Annotated in this window: 15 protein-coding genes; 9 read left to right on the top strand and 6 right to left on the bottom strand. The window is 71.3% G+C overall.

The features are described from left to right. Window positions 1-34: 34 nt before the first annotated feature. Window positions 35-208: a hypothetical protein gene (locus ACWJ6R_RS17900; protein ID WP_449063310.1), complete on the bottom strand. Its 174-nt coding sequence runs from the start codon at window positions 206-208 to the stop codon at window positions 35-37. Window positions 209-518: 310 nt separating this feature from the next. Between ACWJ6R_RS17900 and ACWJ6R_RS17895 the strand changes: the two genes are divergently transcribed. The 4 genes from ACWJ6R_RS17895 (at window position 519) to ACWJ6R_RS17880 (ending at window position 4,003) form a co-directional block, all read left to right on the top strand. After that, window positions 519-1,421: a helix-turn-helix domain-containing protein gene (locus ACWJ6R_RS17895; RefSeq protein ID WP_449063309.1), complete on the top strand. Its 903-nt coding sequence runs from the start codon at window positions 519-521 to the stop codon at window positions 1,419-1,421. A gap of 20 nt (window positions 1,422-1,441) precedes the next feature. Further along, window positions 1,442-1,741: a DUF397 domain-containing protein gene (locus tag ACWJ6R_RS17890; RefSeq protein ID WP_449063308.1), complete on the top strand. Its 300-nt coding sequence runs from the start codon at window positions 1,442-1,444 to the stop codon at window positions 1,739-1,741. A gap of 197 nt (window positions 1,742-1,938) precedes the next feature. Next, the gene (locus tag ACWJ6R_RS17885) at window positions 1,939-2,298 is read left to right on the top strand and encodes a hypothetical protein (protein ID WP_449063307.1); all 360 of its coding nucleotides are present in this window, start codon (window positions 1,939-1,941) and stop codon (window positions 2,296-2,298) included. A gap of 862 nt (window positions 2,299-3,160) precedes the next feature. Continuing rightward, the gene (locus ACWJ6R_RS17880; RefSeq protein ID WP_449063306.1) at window positions 3,161-4,003 is read left to right on the top strand and encodes an alpha/beta fold hydrolase; all 843 of its coding nucleotides are present in this window, start codon (window positions 3,161-3,163) and stop codon (window positions 4,001-4,003) included. Here ACWJ6R_RS17880 and ACWJ6R_RS17875 read toward each other — a convergent pair. Both ACWJ6R_RS17875 and ACWJ6R_RS17870 read right to left on the bottom strand, forming a co-directional pair. After that, window positions 3,986-4,426: a PIN domain-containing protein gene (locus ACWJ6R_RS17875; RefSeq protein WP_449063305.1), complete on the bottom strand. Its 441-nt coding sequence runs from the start codon at window positions 4,424-4,426 to the stop codon at window positions 3,986-3,988. The two genes, ACWJ6R_RS17880 and ACWJ6R_RS17875, sit on opposite strands and share 18 nt — an antisense overlap. Then, complete coding sequence (locus ACWJ6R_RS17870; protein WP_449063304.1) at window positions 4,423-4,674, bottom strand: type II toxin-antitoxin system Phd/YefM family antitoxin; 252 nt, start codon at window positions 4,672-4,674, stop codon at window positions 4,423-4,425. Before ACWJ6R_RS17870 ends, ACWJ6R_RS17875 begins: the two co-directional genes overlap by 4 nt. 150 nt (window positions 4,675-4,824) lie before the next feature. On the opposite strand from ACWJ6R_RS17870, the gene ACWJ6R_RS17865 reads away from it, so the two are divergent. Together ACWJ6R_RS17865 and ACWJ6R_RS17860 are read left to right on the top strand one after the other, a co-directional pair. After that, window positions 4,825-5,274 carry a hypothetical protein gene (locus ACWJ6R_RS17865; RefSeq protein ID WP_449063303.1) on the top strand — a complete coding sequence of 150 codons (450 nt, stop codon included), beginning with the start codon at window positions 4,825-4,827 and terminating at the stop codon, window positions 5,272-5,274. An 81-nt stretch (window positions 5,275-5,355) separates the two neighbouring features. After that, entirely contained in the window at window positions 5,356-6,297 is a 942-nt protein-coding gene (locus ACWJ6R_RS17860) for a hypothetical protein (protein WP_449063302.1), read from the top strand. Window positions 6,298-6,308: 11 nt separating this feature from the next. Here ACWJ6R_RS17860 and ACWJ6R_RS17855 read toward each other — a convergent pair whose 3' ends face one another. Beyond that, on the bottom strand, window positions 6,309-8,333 hold the full coding sequence (locus ACWJ6R_RS17855; RefSeq protein WP_449063301.1) for an extracellular catalytic domain type 1 short-chain-length polyhydroxyalkanoate depolymerase: 2,025 nt from the start codon (window positions 8,331-8,333) through the stop codon (window positions 6,309-6,311). A gap of 214 nt (window positions 8,334-8,547) precedes the next feature. After that, window positions 8,548-10,065, bottom strand: a complete 1,518-nt coding sequence (locus ACWJ6R_RS17850) for an alpha/beta hydrolase family protein (RefSeq protein ID WP_449063300.1) — start codon at window positions 10,063-10,065, stop codon at window positions 8,548-8,550. Window positions 10,066-10,151: 86 nt separating this feature from the next. Between ACWJ6R_RS17850 and ACWJ6R_RS17845 the strand changes: the two genes are divergently transcribed. Further along, window positions 10,152-10,697, top strand: a complete 546-nt coding sequence (locus tag ACWJ6R_RS17845) for a helix-turn-helix domain-containing protein (protein ID WP_449063299.1) — start codon at window positions 10,152-10,154, stop codon at window positions 10,695-10,697. A gap of 119 nt (window positions 10,698-10,816) precedes the next feature. On the opposite strand, the gene ACWJ6R_RS17840 is transcribed toward ACWJ6R_RS17845, so the two are convergent. Next, window positions 10,817-11,617 carry a helix-turn-helix domain-containing protein gene (locus tag ACWJ6R_RS17840; protein WP_449063298.1) on the bottom strand — a complete coding sequence of 267 codons (801 nt, stop codon included), beginning with the start codon at window positions 11,615-11,617 and terminating at the stop codon, window positions 10,817-10,819. A gap of 231 nt (window positions 11,618-11,848) precedes the next feature. On the opposite strand from ACWJ6R_RS17840, the gene modB reads away from it, so the two are divergent. After that, complete coding sequence (gene modB / locus ACWJ6R_RS17835; RefSeq protein ID WP_449063297.1) at window positions 11,849-12,631, top strand: molybdate ABC transporter permease subunit; 783 nt, start codon at window positions 11,849-11,851, stop codon at window positions 12,629-12,631. Then, window positions 12,628-12,996: ATP-binding cassette domain-containing protein (locus ACWJ6R_RS17830; RefSeq protein WP_449063296.1), on the top strand; the 369-nt coding region annotated here is incomplete at its 3' end. The genes modB and ACWJ6R_RS17830, both read left to right, overlap by 4 nt.

Here is a 12,996-nt window from a genome sequence, read left to right as displayed (position 1 = left end):
GGCAGGTCGGCCTGTCCCAGCAGCCGGGGCGCGGTCACCGTACGGCCTCCAGGATGCGCTCCGCCGCCGCCCGCATCGTGCTGCGGCCGGGCCGGGGCCGGGGCCGGGGCCGGTCGAGGGTCTGCGGGTCGCGGCGGCGCCGGTCGCACGGTGGCCGGTGACGGGTCCGCTCCCAGGTGAAGACGGAGGTACGGCCGCGCTGCGCCATGGCGGCCCGGGGCCGGCCCGGAGGAAGGAAGATCTACACGCTCGGCCTCCCGGCGGGAGGGAGCCGCACCACGGAGTCGAACCCCAGCTCGTTCAACTCCCACGCCAGCTCCACCAACCGGCCGCCATACCTTCGGAACTCATGAGCTTTCATCTCATCATCCGCCCCTTTGTCTGTTTTGGAGCTGTAGCAGATACCTGAAATGTCGCTTTCGGTGCCCGCGTCACTACGAGGTGTGCTCAGTCTGCATGCTCCTGGGTCCTTGGGCAACAAGAATCGAAATGAACATTGTGCATGTTGATAAAGAGAGATGGCTGGGGCAGACTTGCCGCGATCGGATACGGAGAGGAGTGGCATGAGTACCCAACGCGGTCCATCGGTGCGGAGACGCCGTCTTGCGGCGGAGCTGCATCGTCTCCGTAAGGAGGCGGGGCTGACGCGAGATCAAGCGGCTCAGCACGCCGGTTGCTCGCCTGTCACCATCACACGGATCGAGTCGGCGACGAGTGCGGCCACGGTCGGTCTCGTGGCCATGATGCTGAATCTGTACGGGGTTTCCGGTGAGCGTCGGGAGGCGTTGCTCCAGCTCGCGCGCGACGCCCGTAGGCGTGGGTGGTGGTACAAGGTCTCCGAGGCCATCCCGGAGTGGGTTCAGAGCTATGTGGGGCTGGAGGAGGAAGCGGCCACCTTCCAGGAGTACCAGCCGGAGTTCGTTCCAGGGCTGCTCCAAACCGAAGGCTACGCACGAGCCGTGATGAGATCCGCACCCGTCCTGCCGCCTGATGAAGAACTGGAGCGGCGGCTTTCGATCCGTCTGGAGCGACAGGAGCGAGTTCTGGGACGGGCGAATCCGCCTCAGATGTGGTTCATCCTCAACGAGGCGGTCATGCGGCGGCCCGTGGGAGGAGCGGAGGTGATGCGAGGGCAGCTCCAGCGTCTGATCGACCTCTCGGAGGCGAGCGGCATCACGATGCAGGTCTTACCTTTTGCGGCCGGGGTGCATCCCGCGATGGATGGAGGATTCACCATCTTGAGTTTCCCGAAGCCGTCTGATCCGGACACTGTGTACGTTGAATATTGGCAGGGAAGCGTATATTTAGAGGATGTGTCCGAAGTGGAGGCGTATGTCCTCCTCTTCAATCACCTGCGGGCGCGAGCGCTCGGGCCGGACGAGACCCGGAGCTTGGTGGCGCAGGCAATGCGGGAAATGTGAGCGGACGGAGAAGCGTGTCCATGGCGGACCTCTCCCAGGTGGTCTGGCGTAAGTCCAGCCGAAGCAATGCCAACGGTGGCCAGTGCGTTGAGGTCGGTGTCTGGCGTAAGAGCAGCCGCAGTGGTGGTGGCTCCAACTGTGTCGAGGTCACAGTCGTTGACGAGACTCCGGCCGTGGCCGGGCACAAGGCGGATGCCGAACGGCTGTTCCTGGTCCGGGACTCCAAAGACCCCGACGGGCCGGTTCTGGCCTTCACACCGTCCGAATGGGACGCCTTCGTCGATGGCGTCAAGAACGGCGAGTTCGACGATCAGGGCTGATCACCACGGAGGTACGGCCACCGTGCGGCCTGTGGCGCCGGATATCACGAGGTCCGGGCCGTATCCGTCCCGGTACGGCCCGGACGTGTGACCAGGCGGGTCGTTTCGCAGCGGCCACGGTGGCGGCCGGCCGCGGCGGTTCGGCATTCTCGCCGCCACGTCCGCCGTTCTCGCCGACCGGCGGTCACAATGGAGCGATGGGAACGAGACCCGGAACAGGGACGGCCGGTGACGAGATCGGCTCCTGGCTCGACCGGATCCACGACACGCACGAAGAGTTCGCCTACCGGTACGTCTACGCCTCCTACCTGGCCGTGCGCTCACCCCGCCAGGAGCGGCGGAGCGGCGAGGTCACTCTGACCGCAGAACCGGGCGGCGGCCACCTGCTGCGCGCCGGGAGCGCGGACCCGGGCCTGCGCCTGCGCGACGACGCCGGGTGCGAGGCGTTCCTGGCGTATCTGATCGGCCGGTACTGCCGCGGCAGGCACGCCTCCATGGAGGAGTGGGAGGCCGCCGCCCATGACCGCTACGTGGCGGACCTGCGCGGATGGGAATAGGCACGGGACCGGTGCTCCGGTCCCGGCACCCTCGGCACGCTGAAGACCTCCACGAACCGGATCGAGACCCACCGCGAAACCTCGGGGAAGACGGGGGAAGTGAGAAGAGGACGCGGTCCGAAGACCGCGCCCTCGGGGGCGTCTGCCCCGGTGAAGTCTGTGCTCGCTTTCGCGACTCCCCGACCGTACCCAGATCCCCACGACCGGCCGTGGTTTCCGAAAAACCGGGTCGCTGCTGGGTCGCTCGTGTCCCGTGGCGATGGAGAACCGGGATGGATCGCCGGTTTACAAGGGACGTGGAACCATCCCCGCGTGCGCGGGGAGCACCACCGTCGGCGAAGGTCTGCGGGCGGAGGGCCGGGGACCATCCCCGCGTGCGCGGGGAGCACCTCCGGGTTCTCCAGCGCCCATCCCAGGCAGAGGGACCATCCCGCGGGGGATGGTCCCGCCTGGCTCACCGCATATGAGCCCCAGCGGCTGTGCTCCCCACGCACGCGGGGATGGTCCCCGATGGACCCGCTGACGTGGCGGACCGTCGTCGTGCTCCCCGCGCACGTGGGGATGGTCCCGACGCGATCAAGGCCGCCAAGGAGCGGCTCGAGTGCTCCCCGCGCATGCGGGGATGATTTCTGCCCCTCCCCGCACGATCCGGCGTGCGTCGCCTTTGTGCCCTGTCGGCCAGGGCTGACCCGGTGGAGCTCCAGTGTGCGGGCGGCCTCGGCGGGAGAGGTCCGCACGCCGAGCTGCGAGGTCGTGGCGCCTCCGGGACCGTTCGGCGGCGGCCGGGTGCTCGTTCGCGGTTCTGTCGGTGGGCTGTGGCAGGATGCGGCGGAATCAACTGAAAGATCATCGGAGGTCGGTCATGTCGTCGGTACGTACGTCCGCGCCGCTGCACTTCGTGGAGCACGGGACCGGCACCCCGGTCCTGGCGCTGCACGGCTGGACGCCGGACCACCGGCTGATGCTCGGCTGCCTGGAGCCGGTCTTCGCCCGGCGTGACGGATACCGGCGGCTCTACCCCGACCTGCCGGGCATGGGGAAGTCGGAGGCTCCGGCCTCCGTGACGAGCGCCGCCGACCTGCTCGACGCCGTCCTGGCCTTCGTGGACGACGTCCTCGGCGACGAGCCGTTCCTGCTGGCCGGTGAGTCGTACGGCGGTTACCTGGCCCGCGCCCTGGTGGGGCTGCGGCCGGAGCGGGTGCTGGGGCTGGCGCTGATCTGCCCGGCCGCCGACAGGCTGGGCGCCACCGAGCGCGTCCTGCCGGAGCGCCGGGTGCTGCGGCCCGATCCCGAGCTGCTCGCCTCGACGGATCCGCGGCTCGCCGAGGAGTTCGCGGACATGGCGGTGGTACAGACCCCGGAGACCCTGCGCCGGTTCCGCGATGAGATCATGGTCGGCCTCGACTGCGCCGACGCGGCGGCGCTGGAGCGCATCGCGCCGAACCGGTTGCTGGACCCGGAGCCCTCGGAGAGCCGGAGCTTCGACCGGCCGACCGTGATCATCGCCGGCCGTCAGGACCACGTGGTGGGTTACGCGGACGCGTTCGCGCTGCTCGAGCACTACCCGCGGGCGAGCTACGCGGTGCTCGACGTGGCCGGGCACAACGCCCAGTTCGAGCAGCCGGAGCTCTTCGACGCGCTGATGCTGGAGTGGCTCGATCGGGTCGCCGCGGAGACATCCGGGCCGTCAAAGGTCGTCGGGTAGCAGCCTGAAGCACTCGTGGCCGGTCAGGGGGCGAAGCGCCCGGAAGTGCTGACGATCCAGGGTGAACACGGTGTCCGTACGGAACTCGGCGGCGAGGGCGGCGTTCATGGCGTCCGTCAGGCCGATGTCCATCGTCCGGTAGCGAGCCATCAGGGCGCGGGCGGTGCGCAGGTGGGGCGAGGCCTCGGGCACCTCGTACCGCTTCACATCGATCCGATCCATGATGTGGTCGAGGACGGCGAATGCGGCGTGCTGACCGATCCTGCTGGTGACGAGGTAGTCGAGTTCGGCCAGGACCAGTGGAGAGATGACCAGGTGACCGATCTGGGCGCGAGCCTTGACGCACGCCGCGTGTTCGATGTCCTGGCGGTTGAACAGCGCCAGGAGTGCTGAGGTGTCCGCGATGGCCACCGGTGCGCTCACAGGCCGAACCCTTCGGCCAGGAGTGTGTCGGCACGGGCTGAGAGGTCGGGCGGACCGTCGAACAGAGGAAGATCATCCTCCTCTCCCATGGGATCGGTGGGAAAGGGGGGCGGCGGTTCTGTCCGGTGGGCGGGGACCAGTGTGGCGATGTGACGGCCGTTCTTCGTCACCGCGATGGTCTCCCCCCTTTCGGCCGCGGCGAGGATGCGGGCGGACTGCTGGTTGAACTCACGTGCGGTGGTCTCCATGCCGCGATTGTACTACTTATGTAGTACATAATGGAGGAGTTCTCGGTGAGCGGAGAACCCGAGGGATGGACCTTCGCCTCTGACGGACCTGACCGGCCGGTCATAGCGTGGATTCGGCGGGGGATTCCGACCGGACCTCTGGAGGCCGCCATGAGAGCCACCGCACCGGTGATCGTGCCCGTCGCCGCCGCGCGCCGATTCGGCTACAGCGCCGCCGTCGTCGTCGACACGGTGCTGCTGTACATGATCAACGTCGCGCCGGGCTGGCAGGCCGTACCGTTCCTCACCGAGGAGACCTGGCAGGTGCTGCCGCTGGTCAACCTCTCGGTGGCGGCGGGGGCCGTCGTCAACCTGGTCTACATGGTCTGCGACCCGAAGTGGCTGAGGTTCCTCGGCGAGCTGGTGACCACGGCGATCAGCCTGGTCGCGCTCGTCGGGATCCTGCGGGTCTTCCCGTTCGCCTTCGGCGACCCCTCCGCCGACTGGTCGCTCGTCGCGCGTACGGTGCTGATCGTGTCCATCGCGGGCACCGCCGCGGCGGTGGTCGTGCACCTCGTGGCGTTCGTACGGCGGGTGGTCGGCGGGCAGGGCCCGCACTGATGACCCCGACCCGGCCCCGGCGGTGGAACTGATCCGAGGACTCCGCGGCGCGGCTCCGCGGTGCTGTGGAAAGATGTCGCAATGCCGTTCCGGACAGTGACGGCCGCGGTCACGGCCGCGGTCGTGCTCATGACCGGCCTTCCGGCCGGGGCAGCACCGGCCAAGCCGGTGATCCGCCACGTCGGCCTCAGCGTCTGCCGGAACGACGACGGCGTCGGGCGGCGCCCGTGCGGCCCGTGGAGGCTCTGGCTGAGCGACGGCCGCGTCCGGTCGCTCCCTGACGCGCACCGGCCCGACGGCGACCATCCGGCCATGGGGGTCATGGCGCTCTCCCCGGACGGCACTCGCGCCGCGTACTTCCGCAAGAGCGACGGCGTGCTCATGATCTGGGAGGCCGCCACCGGGAAGGCGCGCCGGACCGCGGTGAGGCGGCCGGAGTCCGTATCGGTGACCGAGCTGACCCTCTCCCCGCGCGGGCGGTTCGTCGGCATCGACGGGGAGCACCTCGTCTCCCTGAAGCCGGTCGACCGGATCGTGGACACGGCCACCGGGAAGGCCTTCGACCTGCCCCGGGGATACGACCTGGCGAGGTTCAGCCCGGACGAGAAGCACCTGATGGCCACCCACGTGCGCGGGGCGGTGGTCTACAAGACCGGGACCTGGTCGGTGAGACTGCGGCGGTCGGCCTACATGATGGGCGACCTCGGCCGCGACGGCGTCACCGTGGCCAAGGCCCGGCGGGACGACGTCCATCCCTCGAAGAACGCGGTCACCGTCCGCAACCTGGCCACCGGCAGGAAGAGCACGTTCCCGCTCCGGCTCCGCAAGGGCGAGGCCCCCTACCGTGCACGCTGGGACAGGGCGGGCCGGCTCGACGTGCTGACCGACTCCTACCGCGGGCGGAGCGGCGACGAGTACCACGTCTACACCTGGTACCGGTTGGACCGCGCGACGGGCCGGCTGCGGCGGCTCGACTCCTTCACCGTCACCTCCGCCGTGGGGGACGTCATCGTCGCAGGCTGACGGCGACGGCCTCAGAGCCCGAAGACCGCCAGGAGGGTGAGGCCGATGCTCAGCGCCACGAAGGGGACCGTCCTGGGCCGCCGGGCCGCCTCCCGCCGGGAGGAGAGCACCAGCGCCGCGCCCACGGCCAGCGCGATCAGCAGGTGCAGGCCGTACCAGAGGGGGATGGGCACCCGGCCCAGGACGGTCCCGGACAGCAGGTCGTCGGCGGCTCCGTGGCCGGCGATCCCGCCGAGAATGATCAGGCCCAGCACCGCGAACGCGTACCGGAACCGGCCGAGCAGCGCCCAGAAGGCGGTGCCCACGCCGAGCAGGAGCGAGGTGCTGTGGTGCAGCAGCCGCACGTACAGCCCTGTGCCCTCTTCGAAGCTGATGTCCAGGATCGAGTGGTAGGCGGCGCTCATGGGGACGCCCCGGAGCGGCTCGTAGTCTCCGCTGTAGGGGATCATCTCGCCGCTGGGCGCGTAGAAGAACGCCAGGAAGCCGCCGCTGATCAGGACGATCATGAAACAGCAGAGCAGCATCTCACCCAGCAACTGCCTCACCCGTGCTTGATCCACGGGAGTATTCCACCACGGAGATCGATTCGGACGATCGGGGGGGACCGCCGGATCGGCCGCCGGTACGGCTGCACCGGTGGCGCAGCCGTACCGGCTTGCCGGGTCAATCGACGGTGCAGGGCGTGCCGTTGAGGGTGAAGGAGGCCGGCTCGCCGGTGTTCCCGGTGTGGGCGGCCTGGAAGCCGAGCTCCGCCGAGCGCCCGGTGTGATGGTCCCGTTGTAGGAGACGTTCCTCGCGGTCACCTGGCCGCTGCTCGGTGAGACGGCGGCGTTCCAGGCGTTGGAGACCGTCTGCCCGCCCGGCAGGGTGAAGGCCAGGGACCAGCCGTCGACCGCGGTGGAGCCGGTGTTGGTGATCTTCACCGCGGTGGTGAGGCCGGTGTTCCAGGCGTTCACGGTGTAGGTGACGCGGCAGGAGCCGGTGCCGGGGGTGACGGTGGGCGTCGAGGTCGGGGTCACGGTCGGCGTCGCCGTGGGGGTGACGGTGGGCGTCACGGTCGGGGTGGGCGAGGCGGTGGGGCCGCCGGTCAGGCCGAAGAACCGGATGGCGGCCTCGGCCATGCCGCCCATCGGCAGGTTGTGCCCGACCCCGGGCAGGCTGATCGCCTCCACGGGGGCCTGCTCACCGGTGCTCCCGTAGCGGGTCCGCACCCAGCCCGGCCGCGGGGTGCCGGAGAGCACCGGGGTCTGGCCGATGCCGTGGACGTTCGTCCACTGCTTGATCTGCTCCTGGAAGTTCGGGTAGCGCAGTGTGGCGTCCTCGGTGCCGTGCCAGATCTGCATCCGGGGGCGCGGGCCGCTGTGACCGGGGTACGCGGCGCGCACCAGGTCGCCCCACTGCTGCGGGGTCCTGACCACCTGGCCGTTGGCGCAGGCGCTGTTCCAGGAGGAGCCGTCGGTGGTGGCGAAGCAGCCGAACGGCACGCCCATGAACGCGGCCCCGGCCTTGAACACGTCGGGGTAGTCGCCCAGCAGGACGTTCGTCATCATGCCGCCGGAGGACGCGCCGGTGACGTAGACCCGGTCGGGGTCGCCGTTGTGGCGCTGCTGGACGTACCTGACCATGGACATGATCCCCACCGGGTCGCTGCCGCCGTCGCGCCGCAGGGCCTGGGGCGAGGAGACGTCGAAGCAGGAACCGCTCCTCGTCGCGGACGGGTAGACGAGGACGAATCCGTACCGGTCGGCCAGGGAGGCGAACTCCGTGCCCGAGTGGAAGGCCGGGCCGGAGCCGGTGCAGTAGTGCACGGCCACCACGATCGCGGGCCTGGCCGGAGCGCTGTCCGGGATGTACAGGTGCATCCTCAGGTTGGTCGGGTTGGTCCCGAAGCCGGTGACCTCGGTGAGGGACGCCGACGACGCCGGGGGCGCCACGGCCAGTCCCGTGACGGCGAGCGCCACTACGGTGGCCACGGCGGCGGCCACTGCACTGGATACGGCGCTCAGCACGCCCATCACCCTGCTTCTCGTCCTCATCGGCCGTCCTGTCCTCCCGGTGTGGGCCGCGCCCGGCGGACGCGAGCCTTCTGAGATGCTCCGGAGTGTCCGGCGGAACCGTCCCAGCGGGCAAGGCGTGCCGCCGCACCCGCCCGCCGGCACCCCGATGACCTGGTGCGGCCTGGTAGAGCGGGCGCGGACAGGATGAAACTTTCCTGTGCGGGGACGCCTTCGGGACGTTCCCGCGGACGTCTCAGGACCGGGGGAGGCGCTCGGTGATCCAGTCCGTCACGAGGGAGAGGAGCCCGGGGTCGACGGGCCGGCGGATCTGCTGCTTGTAGGTGCGCAGGCCGCCGCCGTCCGGGTCGCGGCGGAGCAGGTGGCTCAGCTCGGGCACGCGCACGGTGGTCACGTCGCCGCTCCCCGCCGTGCCGCCGCCGCTGCCGCTGTCACCGTCGGTTCCGGCGCCCGCCGCGGCGGCGATGGTGTCGAGGTCGGCGGGATCCACCTGGACGTCGTTGGTCCCGGTGACGGCGAGGACCGGGGCGCGCAGCGCGCGCAGCGCCGGCTCGGGGTCGAAGGCGATGAACTCGCGGTGCCAGCGCGCGTTCGTCCTGCGCCCCTGGATCCGGGCCACGTCGGTCGTCGTGGCCTTGAGCCTGGTGACGGCCTCCGCCTGCTTGGCGGCGAGGTCGGTGCGGAGCAGGCGCAGGATCACCCGGACCGGCGCGGGCAGGTCTCCGGCGATCTGCCGCGTCTGCCAGGCCAGCGTCTCCTCGCCCGTCTTCGCCATGGGCGAGAGCAGCACGATCCCGGCCAGGTCCGCCGCCGGCCCGGCGGGCTCGGCGCCGAGGGCGGTGGCGATGACGGCGCCCTCGCTGTGGCCGACGACGAACACCGCCGCCGGGTCGATCTCCGGGCGGGTCCGGAGCCAGGCCAGCGCGGCGCGCGCGTCGTCGATGTTGTCACCGAGGCCCGCGGCGAGGAAGGAGCCCTGGGACTCCCCGGCGCCGCGCTTGTCGTAGCGGAAGGACGCCACCCCGGCCCGGGCCAGCGCGTGTGCCAGGTCGCGGCTGATCCGCAGAGGCATCCGCGGGTGGTTCGCGTCCCGGTCCAGCGGGCCCGAACCGGTGATGATCAGTGCCACGGGGTACGGCTCCCGCCCGGCGCCGGGAACCTCGCTCGCAGGGGCCGCATCCGCGGGAACCTCGCTCATGGAGGCCGTACCCGTGGAGGCCGTAGCAGTGGAGGCCGTAGCCGCGGAGGGCACGCTGGTGAAGGTCGTATCCGCGGGAACCTCGCTGGCGGAGGCCGTAGCCGCGGAGGCAGGGGTGGCCGGAGCCGTGTCGGCGGGCGGGAGGGCGAGCGTGCCGCCGAGGGTGAGGTCGCCGGAGGAGAAGGTGACGCGCTCCTCGGCGACCGGCGCGGGCAGGCCGGCCGACTCGCGGATGCGCGCGGCGAGCTCCGTCGCGGCCGGGTCGCTGACCAGCAGTTCGTCGTAGCGGGCGCCGCTCAGCACCACTCGCACGGCGGGCACGTCCCGGCGGGCGACCACGAACGACCGGCTCCCCGCCCGCCGCCAGGTCCCGATCTTCGTCTGCCCGGGGACGGCCAGGCCGGGGGCGCGCAGGCCGCGGGCCTCCGCCACCGGGTTCTCCACGACGGCGACCTCGTGGATCGCGGAGAGCGGCACCCGGATGTCCCCGTGCAGTCCCGCCACCTGCTCGCCCCGGCCGAGCGCCAGCACCAGCTCGCCACCGGTCACCGTCATCGTCGCCATCATGCGTCCTTTCCTCTATGTCCAGTCATGAGTATTCTCATCTTTGAGATTGATGTCAAATGTGAGAGTGTTCATCCATGAAGACGACGGCCGATCTACTGCTCCACCCGGTCCGCCTCCGCGTCGTCCAGGCGCTGCTCGGCGACCGCCGCATGACCACCGCCGCCCTCGCCGCGGAGCTCTCCGACGTCTCGACCGCCACGCTGTACCGCCACGTCGCGCTGCTGGCCGACGCCGGCGTGCTGGAGATCGTCGGCGAGCAGCGGGTGCGGGGGGCGGTGGAGCGCACCTACGCGCTGCGCCTGACGGCGGCGCAGGTGACGGAGGAGGACCTGGCCGCGATGTCCCCCGAAGACCACCGGCGGGCGTTCATGGCCTTCGTCGCCGGGCTGCTGGCCGACTACGACCGCTATCTCGACCGGGGCGACGTCGACCTGCGCCGCGACGGCGTCGGCTACCGGCAGACCGCCCTGTGGCTCTCCGACGACGAGTTCGCCGCGTTCGCGGCGGATCTGCGGGCCGTGTTCCAGGCCAGGGCGGGCAACGAACCGGGGGAGGGGCGGATCAGGCGGGTGATCACCAACATCCTGATGCCGTCCGCGCCCGCGTCGGCGGAAGGCTGACCGGTTTCGGCCTGCGGAGCCCTTCGGAGGCGGCGGGTCAGGGAGACGCCGCCTCCGTCGCGGCCGGCGGCTTCGTGATCCGCCGCCTCCGCCCGCCGCGCCGGCAGGCGGGACCGGCCCTAATCGGGGTGGTGCTGGTGCTGCAGGTAGGCGGCGGTCTCGGGGTTGGCGGGGAAGTACGCCTCGATGGCCAGCTCGGCCACGGTGATGTCGAGCGGGGTGCCGAAGGTCGTCATGGTGCTGAAGAAGACCAGCTCGCGGTAGCCGCGGCGGAGCCGGAGCGGGATCACCAGCTGCCCGGGACCGGTGCCGAGCTCGGGCTCCGGCTGGTCGCAGGGATAGTCGACGAGCTCCCGCCAGAGCTCGGTCAGCTCCGGGTCGGCGGTCAGGCTGATCTGGCGGCGCAGCCGGTGCAGCAGGTGGGCGCGCCACTCGCCCAGGTTGAGGATCCGGTGCGCGATGCCCTTCGGGTGCAGGCTCAGCCGCAGCACGTTGACCGGCGGTTCGAGCAGCTCCGGGGCGACGCCGCGCAGCAGCAGCCCGGTGGCGGGGTTGCGGTCCACCAGGTTCCAGCGCTGGTCCACGACCACGGCCGGGTACGGCTGGTGCCCGCTCAGCACCTGCCCCAGCGCCTCGCGGACCGAGGCCATCTCGGGGGAGTTCAGCGGGGTCTCGGCGAACACCGGGGCGAACCCGCCGGCGAGCAGCAGGTGGTTGCGCTCGCGGAGCGGCAGGTCCAGCTCCTCGGCGAGGTGCAGGATCATGTCCCGGCTGGGCTTGGAGCGGCCGGTCTCCACGAAGCTCAGGTGCCGGGTGGAGATGTCGGCCTGGATGGCCAGGTCCAGCTGGCTCATCCGCCGGCGTTCCCGCCACTGGCGCAGCAGCTCGCCTACCGGTCGGCTCGCGCTGGTGGTGGTCACGAATACCACGATATCGGGCAATGATCCGACAAACCATTGCCGATGATGTAACGGAGATCGTGACATCCCGGAGGCCGACGGGGCCGCGGCGTGTGCCAGGATCGGACGGCGTGGGCCATCGGAGTCTCCGGGGGCCGGCGCCGGCCGTGCCGGCGCTCCTGGCCGGCTCCGCCGCGTGCTCCCCGTCTCCCGTGGACACGGGCAGGCGGTGCGAGAGGAGGGGACGGCCGGATGCGAGGACGGATGCCGTGGCCGCTGGTGGTCCTGGCGCTCACCGGGCTGGTCTTCCTCGTCCTGCCCCTGCTCGGCCTGCTGGTCAGGGCCCCGTGGGCGGGCATGGGGGAGCGGCTGGCCGAGCCGCTGATGCTGGAGGCGCTGCGCCTGTCGCTGGTCACCGCCACCGTCGCCACCGCGATCTGCCTGCTGCTCGGGGTCCCGCTGGCCTGGCTGCTGGCCCGCGGGGACCTCCCCGGGCGGCGGCTGATCCGGGCCCTGGTGACGGTCCCGCTGGTGCTGCCGCCCGTGGTCGGCGGCGTCGCGCTGCTGCTCGTCCTCGGCCGGAACGGGCTGGCCGGGCGATGGCTGTACGAGGCGTTCGGGATCTCGTTCCCGTTCACCACGGCCGGGGTGGTGCTCGCCGAGGCGTTCGTGGCCATGCCGTTCCTGGTGATCAGCGTCGAGGGCGCGCTCAGGGCGGCGGACCTGCGCTACGAGGAGGCCGCGGCCACCCTCGGGGCGTCCCGGTGGCGGGTGTTCACCCGGGTCACGCTGCCGCTCGTCGCGCCGGGCGTCTCGGCGGGAGCCGTGCTGTGCTGGGCGCGGGCGCTGGGGGAGTTCGGGGCCACCATCACCTTCGCCGGGAACTTCCCGGGGCGGACGCAGACCATGCCGCTGGCGGTGTACCTCGCGCTGGAGACCGACCCCGAGGCCGCGATCGTGCTCAGCCTGGTCCTGCTCGCGGTCTCCGTGCTCGTGCTGGCCAGCCTCCGCGACCGTTGGGCGGGGACACCGTGATCAGCGGCAGGCTGGTGGTGGAGCGGCCGAGGTTCCGCCTCGATCTGGAGCTGGAGGTCGCCGCCGGGGAGGTGGTCGCCCTGCTCGGTCCCAACGGCGCGGGCAAGACCACGGTCCTGCGGGCGCTGGCCGGGCTGCTGCCCCTGTCCGCCGGGCACATCCTCCTCGACGGCGAGCCGCTGCACACGACCCCCGCCGAGCGCCGCCCCGTCGGCATGGTCTTCCAGGACTACCTGCTCTTCCCGCACCTGTCCGCGCTGGACAACGTCGCCTTCGGCCCGCGCTGCCACGGCGTGCCGAAGCGGCGGGCCCGCGAGCTCGCGGGCGGGTGGCTGGAGCGCGTCGGCCTGGCCGGGCACGAGAGG

Source organism: Planomonospora algeriensis (assembly GCF_977012225.1).
Note: the sequence above shows the minus strand (reverse complement) of the source record. Positions and strands in the feature narration are given on the sequence as shown.

Bases quoted from the DNA above. Each gene is read 5' to 3' on its own strand.
- ACWJ6R_RS17900 (WP_449063310.1), bottom strand. From the start codon at position 208: ATGGCGCAGCGCGGCCGTACCTCCGTCTTCACCTGGGAGCGGACCCGT.
- ACWJ6R_RS17895 (WP_449063309.1), top strand. From the start codon at position 519: ATGGCTGGGGCAGACTTGCCGCGATCGGATACGGAGAGGAGTGGCATG.
- ACWJ6R_RS17890 (WP_449063308.1), top strand. From the start codon at position 1,442: ATGGCGGACCTCTCCCAGGTGGTCTGGCGTAAGTCCAGCCGAAGCAAT.
- ACWJ6R_RS17885 (WP_449063307.1), top strand. From the start codon at position 1,939: ATGGGAACGAGACCCGGAACAGGGACGGCCGGTGACGAGATCGGCTCC.
- ACWJ6R_RS17880 (WP_449063306.1), top strand. From the start codon at position 3,161: ATGTCGTCGGTACGTACGTCCGCGCCGCTGCACTTCGTGGAGCACGGG.
- ACWJ6R_RS17870 (WP_449063304.1), bottom strand. From the start codon at position 4,674: ATGGAGACCACCGCACGTGAGTTCAACCAGCAGTCCGCCCGCATCCTC.
- ACWJ6R_RS17865 (WP_449063303.1), top strand. From the start codon at position 4,825: ATGAGAGCCACCGCACCGGTGATCGTGCCCGTCGCCGCCGCGCGCCGA.
- ACWJ6R_RS17860 (WP_449063302.1), top strand. From the start codon at position 5,356: ATGCCGTTCCGGACAGTGACGGCCGCGGTCACGGCCGCGGTCGTGCTC.
- ACWJ6R_RS17855 (WP_449063301.1), bottom strand. From the start codon at position 8,333: ATGAGGACGAGAAGCAGGGTGATGGGCGTGCTGAGCGCCGTATCCAGT.
- ACWJ6R_RS17850 (WP_449063300.1), bottom strand. From the start codon at position 10,065: ATGACGGTGACCGGTGGCGAGCTGGTGCTGGCGCTCGGCCGGGGCGAG.
- ACWJ6R_RS17845 (WP_449063299.1), top strand. From the start codon at position 10,152: ATGAAGACGACGGCCGATCTACTGCTCCACCCGGTCCGCCTCCGCGTC.
- modB (WP_449063297.1), top strand. From the start codon at position 11,849: ATGCGAGGACGGATGCCGTGGCCGCTGGTGGTCCTGGCGCTCACCGGG.